At 40.9% G+C, this 15,096-nt stretch carries 7 protein-coding genes; all 7 read right to left on the reverse strand.

Annotation, left to right across the window (positions count from 1 at the left end; translation table 11 throughout):
• Window positions 1-172: 172 nt before the first annotated feature.
• A complete protein-coding gene (locus HGR01_RS14355; RefSeq protein WP_255325208.1) occupies window positions 173-304 on the reverse strand; it encodes a hypothetical protein in 132 nt (43 codons plus the stop codon).
• 51 nt (window positions 305-355) lie between these two features.
• Window positions 356-1,702, reverse strand: a complete 1,347-nt coding sequence (locus tag HGR01_RS14360) for a PQQ-dependent sugar dehydrogenase (RefSeq protein ID WP_045870408.1) — start codon at window positions 1,700-1,702, stop codon at window positions 356-358.
• Between the two features lie 350 nt (window positions 1,703-2,052).
• Complete coding sequence (locus HGR01_RS14365; protein WP_045870406.1) at window positions 2,053-4,371, reverse strand: NACHT domain-containing protein; 2,319 nt, start codon at window positions 4,369-4,371, stop codon at window positions 2,053-2,055.
• Between the two features lie 247 nt (window positions 4,372-4,618).
• Complete coding sequence (locus HGR01_RS14370; RefSeq protein ID WP_045870405.1) at window positions 4,619-5,812, reverse strand: EAL domain-containing response regulator; 1,194 nt, start codon at window positions 5,810-5,812, stop codon at window positions 4,619-4,621.
• A 97-nt stretch (window positions 5,813-5,909) separates the two neighbouring features.
• Window positions 5,910-9,836, reverse strand: a complete 3,927-nt coding sequence (locus tag HGR01_RS14375) for a PAS domain S-box protein (protein ID WP_052335190.1) — start codon at window positions 9,834-9,836, stop codon at window positions 5,910-5,912.
• A 734-nt stretch (window positions 9,837-10,570) separates the two neighbouring features.
• Window positions 10,571-13,357 carry a family 10 glycosylhydrolase gene (locus HGR01_RS14380; protein WP_045870404.1) on the reverse strand — a complete coding sequence of 929 codons (2,787 nt, stop codon included), beginning with the start codon at window positions 13,355-13,357 and terminating at the stop codon, window positions 10,571-10,573.
• A 215-nt stretch (window positions 13,358-13,572) separates the two neighbouring features.
• Window positions 13,573-14,895: a TIGR03279 family radical SAM protein gene (locus tag HGR01_RS14385; protein WP_045870403.1), complete on the reverse strand. Its 1,323-nt coding sequence runs from the start codon at window positions 14,893-14,895 to the stop codon at window positions 13,573-13,575.
• Between the last annotated feature and the right edge of the window lie 201 nt (window positions 14,896-15,096).

The following is a 15,096-nucleotide window of genomic DNA, read 5'->3' on the forward strand; positions in this document are numbered from 1 at the left end:
AGCGATCGCAGTTAATTTTTCAATAATGTAGCGCAAACAGGTTAAGCCTAAACAAAACCCTCAAAGTTATACCATTTTAGATTTTGGATTTTAGATTTTGGATTTAGAATTCCTGTCTGGTTGAGACTTCTGTGAATCTATGTAGCCCATTAATTTTTTAAATTAGTATGAGTTACCAAAATTTCCCCTTGTCTCCCTCATCTCCCTCATCTCCCTCATCTCCCCAATCCCCAGTCCCCAGTCCCCAGTCCCCAGTCCCCAATCCCCAATCCCCAGTCCCCAATCCCCAGTCCCCAATCCCCAATCCCCATTACCCCTTATCCCCAGAGGGGGCCCCGAGTTCCCCAATCAATCCCTAACCCCCCTGATACTGAATCCGATAAATCCGATTATTAGCTTCTTCTGTTACTAATAAACTGCCATCAGGTAAAACTAGTAAACCTACAGGTCGCCCCCAAGTGGTTGGTGTAGAAGGATTGAGCAAAAATCCTGTGAGAAAATCTTCATAGTAACCTTGCGGACGGCCTTGATTATTGAAGGGTACAAATACTACTTTATAACCAGTCCCGCGATCGCGATTCCAAGAACCACGAAAAGCCACAAAAGCACCGTTACGATATTTTTGTGGGAATGTCTGACCATCATAAAACTGTACACCCAAGGCTGCTGAATGTGCTTGGAATAACACATCTGGGGTACTTGTACGGGCTGCTAAGTCTGGACGTTTACTTTGATTATTGGCTTTCTGACGTGGGTCAAGATTATTGGGTGTGAGATAAGCATAGGGCCAGCCGTAGAATTCTCCCTGCTGGAGACGCGTAAAGTAGTCTGGTACTAAGTCATCACCAATACCATCCCGTTCGTTCACAGCAGTATAAAGTGCTTTGGTGACTGGGTGAAAATCTAAACCGACTGGGTTACGCAAGCCAGAAGCAAAAGTCTGCTTTTGCGAACCATCTAAATTCATTTGTTGAACTGAAGCGCGTGGTAGCGGTTCTTCATCTACATTACTTTCGGAACCAACAGAAACATATAGCTTATTACCGTCAGGCGAAACTACCACGTTTCGAGTCCAGTGCTGATTATAGCCACCACCAGGCAGGTCAGCAATTTTTTTACCCGTACCACTCAGTTGTTGTTGACCTTTGCTGTAGGGGAACTGTAGCACAGCATCGGTATTACCCAAAAAGAAGGAATTACCCCCAAAAGCCATACCAAATGGGATATTTAGACCATTCTGAGAACTGGCGAAAGTTTTACGGACATCAGCCACCCCATCGCCATTGCGATCGCGCAACAGCCGAATCCGGTTTTGCCGAGTTTCAGTGACTAACACATCACCATCGGGAGTTAAAGCCAGCCAGCGTGGTGCATCTAAGCCATCAGCATAAACATTAACTGTAAATCCTGATGGCACACGCAGCACAGGATTTTGCGGAATTGCTACTACTTGAGGTCTTTTGGAAGCACTCTCTGTAGCGAAGGGTGCTGGTAAATTATTCAAGCCAATTCTAATTGGTGTAGGTGAAAGCAGTTCAGTCCGAACTACATTTTTCGGCTGTTGTGGAGAACTATCTGCCTGTTGTACAACAGATGCAGATGGTTGCGGTGTGGCATTATCTAAAGACGCACTGGTTTGGTTACAAGCTGTTACTGCGGTGAATAACAATAAAAGCGGCAAGAAACGCTCAAGAATTTGCATAAATAATTCAACTCTTCCAAAAATCTCAACCGGAAGATAGCAAAGTACTCAGTCTTGAGTGTAACTAAAGCGCTGTCATTGCTCATCCGTCTGGGGGCTGGGGATGAGGGACTGGGGATTGGGGACTGGTGATTGGGGACTGGGGATTGGGGAGATGAGGAAGATGAGGGAGACAAATCAATTCAAAATTCAAAATTCAAAATTCAAAATTCAAAATTCAAAAGAATACACTGTTCTCTGTTTCCTTTCAAAAATACCCATTACCCATTACCCATTACCAAATGACAAATGACCAATGACAAATGACAGCCTCAGCCAGTTATCTCTAATTTCGCCGACCTACTTACCAATTACCCACCAACTAACAGCAAAGTATTTTCTATTGATTGTCGTACATTAGGAGTCATATTAGTTGCACTATTGAGGCAATCTAATAGTAATTGATTGGCATACCAATATTGTTGTAAGTTCTGCCATTCTTCTGGGCTGAACTGCCAAGCATGACCAATTTGGCGGGAACCGATGATTAAAGTTCGCAATTTTCTAATCCAACCTTCACCATGAGTTTGCCACCACATTTTTAATGCTTCTCTACCCTGTTTTGGTGATGGTAGTTGGTTTTTCAATAATTTTAGTGATGTTTGTAAAGATGGTTCATCTGTGAGTAAATGTTCTAGGTCGAGGGCTAAACTTAACGCAAATAAGCGTTGGCTAAATATATCAGCTGTAATCGTCACACTTACTGATAGGGCATGAGTCAGGGCTAAATCCAAGGCTAAATCCAGAGAAAGATTACCAGCCATTTGCGGATCTAAAGATATCGCAAAATTCTGCGTCCGGGCTAAAGGATGTTCGGGAGGCAACGCAATGGTAAAGTAAAAAGCACGTACACTAGCAGGATGATACGCTCCCTTGATTGTCGAGGATTTCTCTATTAACCAGTTAAGAAAATCTTCTAGTTTTTCGTTGGTAGTTGCTAGTCGGTCGATTTGTTGCTTCATCAGCTGCAATAATTCATCAGCTGGTTGCAACATCTCTACAGTTAGTAAAAAGATTTCTCGCCAACGTTCTTCAGTAATTTGCCCCACAACTTCTTGTAGTGTTTGAGTATTGGCATTAGCAAAAATTTCTCTGGCTGTGAAGTATTCTTGAAAAGTCAAATGGGAAAAAGAATAAATGCCTCTAGCTCTTTCTACTAATAAACCATGTTGCGCTTCAATTGCCTTTAACACGGCTGCACTCTCTAATTCTAAAGCATCGGCATCATGTATCCCTTGGGGAAGATGAGATAGATAGTCGGCAATTAGCTGATGCATTTTATTTTCAGGGAGAAAATATTCTCCTTGAGCAAAGGTAATGGCTGCAATCCGACTCAGCAGTTTAATTTTTTGGAGTAGCGACAAATTCCGGTAAATTTGATCGCGTTTTATCCCTCTGGCTTCATCCCAGCGTACCAGCAGTAAATCTAATCCTTGTTTATATAGTTCAGCACGCTTAGAAGGAAAATCTTCGACAAACTGAAATAATAAACAAGTGAGATTTAACAAAATGGGAGTAGATGCTAACTCCAAAATTTGCACATTCTCTGCAAGTTCTAATTTTTGGATAAACTTACGTGCCAATGACTGTGCTTTAGCTGGACTTTTTTTAGCCACCGCTAAAAACCATTTGTTAGCGAAAGTAGCAATTTGTGATTTAGTAAAATCAGCAATTTCTACCTCTGTAAATCCTTGAAACCTGTAATATTGCGCTGCAACGCGGCAAGTAATAACTATAATATTTTTATGATAGATTTCAATAAACTGTCGCAGATTTTTGAGAAGTATTTCGCTATCTTGTTCTGCTACTTCATCTAAAGCATCTAATAAAAGTAGTACTTTTCCCTGAGATAATACTGTGATAATTTGCTGTTCGGTAATATCAAAAACTGCAAAATATTTATGAATGTATTTTACTAGGCTAGGTTGCAGGAGGTCTCTTGTATCTTCCGCAAAGTTTTTCAAATTGATAAATATTGGCAAACAATCAGGACGGAAGTTGCCTTGGTTACAATTGATCGCTAGTGATTGCAAAAATGTAGTTTTACCCGCGCCGGGTTTTCCTAACAACATCAATTTGGAATATTGTAATACTACATCTTGTCCGCTAACCCGTTTTTGACGGACTTTTCCTAAACCAAATCGCTCAAATTGCTCTCTATCAGGCGTTTGTAAATCATTAATATCTACCCATCTTTTACTATTAATTTCTTCTAGGATATTGACATCAACATATAACTCATTTATCCCAATAGGCCGTGCAATATCCAAAATATGCACCGTACCACACTGGGCTTGCATCCTTTCATATTGAGCAGACCTGAGCTTTTTTACTAAACTCTCAATATCTAAATGGAAATTCATATAGGTATTGAGTGGCTGTTCTTGATGTGTTATTTCATCCTCAGTACAATTTTGTGAGATTTCTAAAGGGTTTAAGTCCAAAACTAAGCAAATCTCGTTAAAAGCTTGGCGGTCTATTGGTTTACCAGTAAAAAACTTCCAAATTGGCTGACGAGTTTCTAAACCTACCGTCGCAGCTAGATATTCTTGCGTCCAACCTTTACGTTTAAAAGCCTGTTTAGCTTTTCTGATACCTTCTTCTGATGCTTGAAGAGATCTTTTTGCCATGCTCTCACCAAAAAAATATATAGAAATTGGCTGTTCGTATACAAAATATACAAGTTATACTAAATCTTATACTTGAACCCCAACACAATCACTAATATAAGCTATTTATAATAGTTTTCAAGTCAGCCAATTCTACATACCCAACTAGCTTATGGCATTGCTAAACAAAATATTTCCTTGTTATGCAATGCCGAAGCTTTTATTTAATTTCCAGGTATGAGAGTTAAAATTTTTCAGCAGTTTCTATTTAAAAAAAGTTTTCTAATTCAGCTGCTGGTAATGGACGGCTTAAAAGAAATCCTTGCATCGCATCACAATTAGATTGACGTAAAAAATCTAATTCGGCTTCTGTATCTACACTTTCAGCTATTACCCGGATATTTAGCTTATGAGCCATTTCAATTACGGCTTTGGTGAGAGCTGATTTTTGTGGATTTGAATCAATATTGTGAATAAAATATCGACCGATTTTTAAGGTATTAATAGGTAAATCTTTAAGGTTAACTAAAGAAGAAGAGCCAATACCAAAATCATCAAGACCGATTTTGACACCTAAAGAAAATAATTTACCCAGAATAGCGATCGCATTCGTGATGTCTTGCATCAGAGTGCTTTCACTCAGTTCTATTTCTAAGTGCTGCGGTGAGACCTTTTTACTTGCTAAAAGTTCAGATAGCTTTGAGATAAAATCTGGATCATAAAATTGACTTCCAGATACATTAACATTGATACTCAACGGTAAAAAGTCAAGATTATATTGCCAGCTTTTGATTTGCGAACAGACATTGGTCACTATCCATTGTTCAATTGGCAGAATTAAACCTGTAGATTCGGCTAATTGCATAAATTCTACCGGGGGAACCAAACCTAATTCTGGACTTTCCCAATACAATAGACTTTCGGCGGCGATAATCTTCCCAGAAGCGATATCTACTATGGGTTGATAATATAACTCGAATTCAGAAAATTTTCCCTCTTTAACTACTTGTTGTAAATAAGTTTCTAGTAACTGCATCTTGGGTGATAATGCCACATTTGCAGTTTGAGTTGATAATAAATGCTTTTTTAAAGCTGCTTGCTTTTCTAGGCGGTTGACTATTGCACTTAATAATTCGGCGCGGGTGAAAGGCTTGGTCAGATAGTCATCTGCGCCCATATCCATACCTTGGCGAAAATCGGCTTTTGCAGATTTAGCCGTTAAGAAAATAAAGGGAATTGTGGCCGTTAATGGGTCTTGGCGTAATGTAGTTAATACACCATAACCATCTACTTCCGGCATCATCATATCGCACAAAATTAAATCAGGTATTTCCGAGAAAGCTAAGTTAATGCCGACTCTGCCATTAGCAGCTGCAATAGTATCAAAATCTTCTGCATCTAGTAAATCTAATAGATTCTCCCGTACTAGTTCTTCATCTTCAATTACTAAAATTTTAGTCATAATTTAATTCTGTTTGTATTTGATTCTGTAAAGAGATTTTGTGAAAGTCAATTGGGTATTTAACTTGGTAATAAATGCCCATTCATCCTGATGTTAATCATTCATGACGCTGATTCATTGGGAGAGTGACTGTGAAAGTTGTCCCAACTCCTAGTTGAGTAGTGACAAAGATTTCACCCTGATGGATATCAACACATTTTTTCACAATTGCTAGCCCTAATCCAGTACCGATGATATTACCTACATTACTAGCTCGATGAAAAGATGCAAAGAGATACGGTAGATCTGCTTCAGGAATGCCTATTCCTTGGTCTTGAATTTCAAAAATTGCTCGTCCATTTTGACAAGTCAGAGTGAAATTGACATAGCGAGTATCCGGAGAATAGATGATGGCATTTGTGAGTAAATTACTGAGAATATATTTCAGCAATTTCTCATCCATGTAACATTCTATAAATTCATGTGGGCTGTGAAAATCAATACGGTGTTGCTGATGATCTAGTTGAACTTCTGCAACTAAATTATGACAGTATGCTACTAAATCAAAAGATGTCGGGTGATATTCTAGTATTCCCGCTTCGGCTTTACCAATAAACAAAATATCATTCAACATTTCTGTCATCCGATGGACAGAAGTTTGGATACGGTGAATGTGAATCAGTTGTTTTTCGTCTGTCCATTTGTGGCGGTAGTGTTCTAGTAACTCTGAAGAAGAGAGAATGGTACTCAACGGTGTGCGGAACTCATGAGAAGTCATGGTGATAAAACGAGATTTGAGTTCGTTGAGTTCTATTTCTTTCTCCAGTGCTGTTATTAACTCCTGTTCTAATTGTTTACGCTCTGTAATATCTGCCCAGTAACCAACAAGTTCCACAAAGTTACCAGCTTCATCTTTGATTGCATGGACTTGATCGTAAACCCAACGATAATTACCATCTTTGTGTAAAAAACGGTACTCATAGGAGTGATATCCTTGAGAAAAAATCTCAGATATTTTGGCAAAAACATCTGATACATCGTCTGGATGGATACGATTAGCCCAAAAACTAGAATCTTCGCGGAATTCTCTGGCTTCATAGCCCATCATGGCTTTGACATTTTCGCTAATAAAAGTTGCGCCAAAATCTCCGGAGACTTTGCAGCTATAAATTACAGCTGGGCTGGAAGCCAGTAAATATTGCAGTCGTTGTTGGCTAAGAAGTAGTGCTGTTTCTGCTTGTTTGCGTTCAGTAATATCTGTTTGGATGCCAATATAGTGAGTGAGTGTACCTGCAACATCATACACAGGAGAAATGTTGAGCTTAGTCCACAAAAGTTCGCCATCTTGACGATAGTTACGCAAAATAACGGTGCAGTCTTCTCCCGCTTGCATAGCTGCAATCAGTTGTTGTAATTGCGCTTGATTTTCATTGTTGTGGAATAAATTAAAGTTTTGCCCAATAACTTCTGTGGCACTATATCCAGTCATCCGCTCAAAGGCAGAATTAACATAGATAATCGGCCCATTAGGTATACTGGCATCAGCAATAATAATCCCGTTGCTACTAGCTGCGATCGCGCGATCGCGGAGTCGTAAACCTGCTTCTACTAACTGGCGGTGGGTAATATCAGTATGGTTACAAACTATTCCCAGCACTTTGCCAGTCGCATCTTTAATTGCATCAGCGCGCAGATATACTTGTAAGGTGCGACCACTGCGCGATCGCATGGTCACTTCTTGATGCCAGGAATTGCCTTGCACAAGTGTCTGATATAATTCCTCACGGTCTTGAGGCTGTTGGAAAATCGCTGCTAACCCGCCTGGTGCTTGTAATTCCCCTTGAGTATATTCATATAAATTGAGAAATGCTGGATTAAAGTAAATACCTTTACCTGTAATATCAACAATAACAACGCCATCACTCGTGCTTTCTATGGCTTGGCGTAGGCTGAGTAGTGATTCTTCAACTATTTTGCGTTCGGTAATATCTGTAGAAATGCCACAAATAGCATAGATATTACCATCGGTATCTTTTAAAGGAAAAATGTTCGACAGGTAAGTATGTAATCCATCGCCTTGGGGAACAACTTCCTCTACTTCTATGGGGTTACCATTAGTAATGACTGGGCGATTGTTGACTACAAACTGATCGGCAATCTCAACATCCCAAATGTCATAAACACTTTTACCTACTATCTCTGCTTGTTTAAGATTAAATAGTTTTTCATACTGGCTGTTGATCAGTAAGTATCTATTGTGAATATCTAATACAAAAATAGCTGCTGAAGAATTATCTAATATCGCTTGTAGCTGCTTTTGCGTTTCCCTTAATGATGCTGCTGCTTGATGGCGCTGGGTAACATCACGGCTCATACCGCGATAACCTGTGAATTGACCTTGAGAGTCAAACACAGGAATACCACTAGTTTCCAGTACAACTAAATGGCCATCTTGATGCATCTGGATGTTCTCCAGACATTGAAATATTTGTGGTGTGAGGAAAAATGCTGCAAAACTCTCAGCCAGAATTGTTCTCGTAGATAAGGGCATAAATTCCAAAGGAGTTTTACCCAGTAATTGCTCTGGTTCATATCCCAAAATTTCGCGAATTTGCGGGCTAACGTAGGTATAACGTGCTTTTTCATCAACTTCCCAGACTAAATCGCTGCTAGCTTCTACTAAGTTGCGGAAGCGTTCTTCACTATCTCGTAATTGGTCTTCAACAATTTGGCGCTCAGAAATCTCTGATAATAGCTGTTGATTAATTTGTTCTAACGCAATTGTCCGCTCTAATACTCGCCTTTCTAACTCTGCATTGGCTTGACTTAAATCTGCTTGTGTTTGTTTGAGTATGGTAATATCTTCGGCAATGCCGACAATGCGATAAATCTCTCCGAATTCATTTTTAATGGGGAAAGTTTTGCTGGCAATCCAGCGTAATTCACCATCAGGACGAATGATGCGATATTCTCCGTTGAAAGACTCACCTAATAAAAGATTTTCTCTGGCTGCAAGGATGCGATCGCGGTCTTGGGGATGGATCGAATCAAGATATTCTTGAAGATTTTCATCCAAGCGATCGCTGTTTCTGCCCCAAATTTGGGCGTAAGCGGGACTGACGTAATAAATTTTTTCTTCTTTTGCATCCCGCACAAAGAATACTTGCGGAATATTTTCTGTGAGTTGTTGAAATAATTCTGCTGTCTGTTTTATAGACGCTTCATCAGCTTTACGTTTGGTAATGTCTCGCTGGATGGCAGCAAAATAAATTATTGTCCCAGCTTCGTCTTTAATGGGATAGATGCTCATCTCTACCCAGTAGGGAGTACCATCCTTTTTATAGTTGAGTAATTCTGTCTTAATTGTCGATCCCGTTTGCAGTGCTGTGCGGATTTTTGCCAGTTCCGTCTGCGAAGTTTGCTTACCCTGTAACATCCGGGGTGTTTTGCCTACAATTTCACCCAAGTTGTAGCCGCACATCCGGGTAAAGGCTGTGTTCGCATAAACTATCCGTGGGTCTAGTTCATTTAGTGAACCTACTTCTGTAATCACAATGGCATCGTTAGCACTAGCTATTACCGACTCTAGCAACCATAACTGTTTGTCTATGGTATCGCATTGATCTATAGATGACTGGGGCTGTTGTTCTAGCACTTGACAAACGTTATCTAATGTGATAACACCGAACAGACAATCATTTTCATCGACGATTGGCAGCAAATCAACTTGAGATTGGCGTAATTGAGAAAGCAGCGTTGTTAAATCGTTAACCTCAGATAACTTGAGCTTGAGAATTGGAGTCTGCATTACCTCAGAGATTTTAGTAGTTTTCAAGTCAATCCCCCCAGCTACCAACTTGACCAGATTTTTCTGACTAAACCCGCCAAGAATCTCTGTAGATGAACCGACTAAAGCACTTTTGCCTTGACTTGCCATGAGAGCGATCGCATCTGACACCAATGTTTCCGGCCCAACAATCAACGGCTGAAAGTCAATCATTGACTTTAAGTCTTTTCGCCACAGCAGTTGAGGTATGCTTTGCATAGATGTTGGGGATGACTCCGATCTAAAAATAGTTATTGCCAGTTTTTATCTTGAAAGCCGAAGTTTACCACTTAAATAAAGTGGTAGTCTGAATAGAGCCTTGAAAGTAATAGTTCAAATTGAGATAACTAATTTTTGACCTCCTTAAGATTATTCCCAGCTATTGTAATATTTTCTTTCTAATAGTTAATTACCACTCGCGTATTAACACGGGAAAATTTATGTTATGTAGATACAACATTCTTAAGAATTATTAGGGATTGGGGGTTAGGGAAGGGGATTGGGGAACTCGGGGCCCCCTCTGGGGATAAGGGGTAATGGGGATTGGGATTTTTACAGAAAAATGATGGTGTGAACTTTAAGAAATACTAAAATATCAATTATCCAACTTTCTTTCTCAATCCTGCGCCTTGTTTCTCTGCAGCGTTAAAGATTAGCCTTTTTTTAAACACAACATGAAGGGCATAAGCGGATATAAATAATATTGCCTTCCCCCCCGCGCATCCACAGCATGAGGATATTTATTTAGAGAATTCCAAAAAATCAATTATCCCAATTTCTAGATTTCACAAGAATTTTAGGGATTTCCAAGAAATAAATTATTCCATCTTGTGGGGCGGGCAAGATGCCCGCCACATAAACTGGGCGGACAAGATGTCCACCCCACAATACATACTGGGATATTTTTTTATTTGGAAGTCCCTTACTCCCCTCTGCTCCCTACCCCTGTGCCTTTAAGGACGAGACTGCAACCGTCGTTCGCCGTAACGTAATAAACGTTCAATTGCTGCTAGACGATTCTCCCAGACTTTGACTTGATAGGGATTTTCTATTGCTTCTTGGCGCATCCAGGTTCGATATTGAGATTGGAATTGGCTGAGTGCAGCTTTAGCAGTAATGAACTTACTAGCAGAAGGTGAGGCTGCTAGCTGAGATAAAGCTGTTTGTAGAACTTGTGCTTGATTATTAAAATCAGCAATTGTAGCTGCTGGCATCCGCATTTGATCGCTTTGCAAAATAAATTTCCATTCTCTTTGTAAGCCGTTATAACGCACAGCAGCGGCTTGAAAAGGTTGACGATGGGGAATCGGTTCGGTGCTGGTAGGTTGGGCTTTACCTTGAGTATGACTAAAGATTTTGTGGAACTCGTTGTTCAAATTATCAACCGCAAAAAGTGCGTAACCGCTAACAGGTAAATCTCTTACCAATTGCAGTTGATCGAATGCGCCTACAGTTGGCAAAGAAAGCAGCCGAATTCCCGGTACTAATAAAGTTGCGCCTAATTGTGTAGAAGCAATCCAAGGTTGTGCTAGGCGTTGAAAGCGAGAAGTATCCAAAGCATAAGTCATGGGCACAATTAAATCGATATCTCCGCGCCTAGCCCAAACTTCCCAGTGCTGTTGCAGCTTGTGAATGCGTTCTATTTCTGGTAGGGGAAATACAGCCACGGAGACAATTAAATTAGAGCGTTTTTGTCGCAGTTGTTGGGAAACTTGGGCGACAAAACTATCAATTTGCTCGGTACGGAATGCTGTCCACTTTTGCCATAAATCGCGATCGCTAGGAGAAATTTTCGTGGGATCTACCCCTGTAAGTTGCTGAAATTGTTCTCTAGCGGCTTTACCATAGCCGTAAGTTCTCCCGGCGGCGGGGTCTTGGAAGGGATAACGGATATAATCTAATTGAATCCCGTCAACTTGATAACGAGTGACAATTTCTTCATACAGCCTGAGTAAATATTGCCGCAATTGGGGATTTGCTGGGTCAAAAAATGGTTTGGTTTGACCGATAGGAATCATGTTGCCACGATTATCGTAGTTTGCCCAATCGGGATTAGCTGCTAGCACTGGCCCAGGATAATCTGGCTTGGCGTTAATAATTTCATTGTGACGCTGATTACCCGCCGCAAAAGCCCAAACCCAAGCGTGTAGTTCCATATTTCTCGCATGGGCTAATTTGACGGCTGAGGCTAATGGATCCCAACCGCGAACTAAGGGGTTTTGTTGGGGTGCAACTTGGCTAGGATAAATTGTGTAACTGGCGTTGACGGTTTCAAAAAATACCGTGTTAATTCCTGATTGTGCCAGGCGATCAAAAATTTGTGCTAGTCCTTGCTCACTACCAGCACGGACAATTGTCCCCCTATCTAACCAAACTGAGCGAATTTCTGGTTGAGCTAATCTGCGATTTAAGGGAAACTGCTTCCACAAACTCGCCTTGGCTGTGAGCCACTGCTGACGAGCTAAAGCATAATTTTTTTGCGCCACCAACACAGGTATATTTTTGGCTATTTCTCTGGCTTGGGTAATTGCTACGGCTGTTTCTGGTATTTGCACGCCAGACCGACTAGCAATCAAGTTGGGGCGGTCTACCTTCAGCCCTTCGGTATTGCTGCTGGCAATATCTTCATTAGCACCATTGGTAGCAGCTGCTAAATTTGAACTCTCGACACGCCCAATCAGATTTTCTAGCTCCTGCTGCAGGGCGATCGCATCGCCGCTACTAATTGGTACATTCGAGTTGGGTACTACATCCAACCGCACTGTGTCTTCTAGTTGATCAATCGGCTCCTGGGAACTTTGACGTGTTACATTCGCTAACGGTCTAGGTTGGGGAGCCGTGGCGATCGCTTTTGGTGGCGTTTTAGTTTGTGGTTTTGGTGTATTGGTAATTGGCGGTTGCACAACTGGTTGAATCGCAGTTGTAATCACTGGTGGTAATGGTGAGGGTGTTGTGGATTTCGCCACTGTGGAAGTAGAACAAGTCGGTGAACCACCTTCGACCTTCCTACTAGCACTGGGTGGTAGCTTCATATAACGCGCGATCGCGGCTTTTAACCAAGCGTTATCTAACTCTGCACCTGCAACTGCATCTACACCCCAGCGCCAGCCTAACAAAGTGGAACGGTCAGTAGTGACTACAGCTGCCTGATTATCTGTACTATTCCATACTGCCGCAGGTGTACTGACGCTATCGGGTAAGATTACGCCACCATGTACTTTGCCAAACATCGCCCCTTGGTTGACCCAGTCTTCTGGTAGCTTGGTTTTTGCTGGTTGTAGCTCTTGCTTTTCACTCAAGCTAAATCCCCAAAAACCGCCTACAATACTTCGCAACAACTGGCGCACGCCTGGGGCTGACAAACTACCCACAGGGCCGCTAGCAATTAAACGCCCGCCTTTGCTCATCCATTCTTCTAAAGCGATGGTTTGTGCTGGTGTTAATGTTTCAACGTTAGGCAAAAATAATACCTTGCGATCGCCCAAATCTGTCGCACTTCGCACATCAGCTAGGGGGATCACACAATATTTCACCCCAGCCGCTTGCAAGCGATTAGTAATTGTTGACCATTGATTACTATTATCTTGACTATAAACTATGCTCAATACTGGTTCTTCATCTGCCGCAATTGCTGGTATAATTCCCAAACTATTTAATAGTAAAAATTGCAGATTAAAAATGAAGAATCCGGCTTTTTTTAGTTGTAATTGTTTGGTAACACGCTTTTCCTGATTCTTCACTCCTCACTCCTCATTTAGATTAATTAATTCTTCGTTTAATCATTAACTGAAGTAGGAAGTATAAAGTATAAAAATATCCTATACTCAAAGGATTTTACATCAATTGTCAGCATATAAATATTTGCTTGCCCAAAACTAGCAAGATATCTACTGATTTCTTACTGTATCCTTTACACTTTCCTACGGAAAAGGCAAAGCCCTAGACAGTTTATATTTCATCCAATACAGGTATTGATTAATTGCTCAATTCCTGATATTGGAAAGATTTTGGTTCCCAGTTTGCTAGCAACTTCTTTAATACTCATATCATCTAAAAATATCAATTCACCATGTTTAAGCATGACATTTGGCAGCAAAATACCATCACCTAAATCTTCACCTTTTAAGTTTAGAATTAAATCATGCCCAGTTAATAAACCAGTCACACTAATATTTTGTCCCCAATAATCGCTAGCCAAAGCACGCATATTTACCTGCAAACCCGCCACAGAGTTTAATTGTTTGAGGATGGGTTGAAATGCTTGCTCAACTGCATTACCAACTACCCAAGTTAATTTTTTCTCGGGAGAAATTTTAGCTGGGAGTGATTCCGCCGCAGCTGCAAATTGTTTAAGAAATAACCGAATCGAACCAACACCATTATCAATTTGGGGATACTCTTCATATTCAGCTTCACTAGGTAACTCTTCACCTGCAATTAAAAACCATTCATCAGCCAACCAAACCACGCTAGAACCGAACTTTTGGCGAAATTCTAAAGCAAGTGATCGCACTTGAGAAATCACTTCTTGCGCTTTTTCTGGTGTTACAGGGGTAAGTTCGTCTTGTTCGGGGCGAAACCTTGTTAAACCCACAGGGACTACTGCCACTGATGCCACTGTCGGCACTTCGCCAGTATAAAATGACGCTAAGTCCTCTAATGTTTGTTCCAAGTGTAAGCCATCATTTATACCAGGGCAAACTACGACTTGGGCATGAATTTGCAGTCGTCTTTCTTGGAACCATTTGAGTTGTTGTAAAATTTGCCCGGCGCGAGGATTTTTCAGGAGTTTAATTCTCACCTCTGGTTCTGTAGCATGAACAGAAACATATAAAGGAGATAGACGCATCTGTTCAATTCGCTGCCATTCCCGCTCTGGTAAATTGGTGAGAGTTAAATAAGACCCATATAAAAAGCTCAGACGATAATCGTCATCTTTAAAATACAAGCTAGAACGCTTTCCTGGTGGCTGTTGATCGATAAAGCAAAACGGACAGCGATTATTGCACTGAATTAAAGCATCAAACAGCGCCGTTTCAAATTCCAGCCCTAAGTCTTCGTCATAGTCTTTTTCAATTTCCACATTATGAGTTTTACCAGATGCATCCAAAACCTCTAGTTCTAAAACCTCATCAGCACATAAAAATTGATAATCAATCAAATCGCGGGGATTTGTACCGTTAATTGCAACGATCGCATCCCCCACCTCAAAGCCGATTTCAGCCGCGATGGAATCTGGTAAGACTTTACTAATTTTGGCAGGGTGAATTGTACTCATTTGTCATCTGTCATTTGTTATTTGTCATTTGTCACTAAGAACTATGACTAGTAGTCTGCCAAAGTTTTTTTCACAGGCGAGGGGAAAGGGTAAGGGGAAAAGGGTAAAGGTTTAGAACCCTTCCCCTTTCCCCTTTTGCCTTTCCCCAATCTACACCTGTGAATATTTGTGTGTTGAACTACTAGGGACAAATGACCAAGG

The sequence above is a fragment of the Tolypothrix sp. PCC 7712 genome (assembly GCF_025860405.1).
Classification (GTDB): Bacteria; Cyanobacteriota; Cyanobacteriia; order Cyanobacteriales; family Nostocaceae; genus Aulosira; species Aulosira diplosiphon.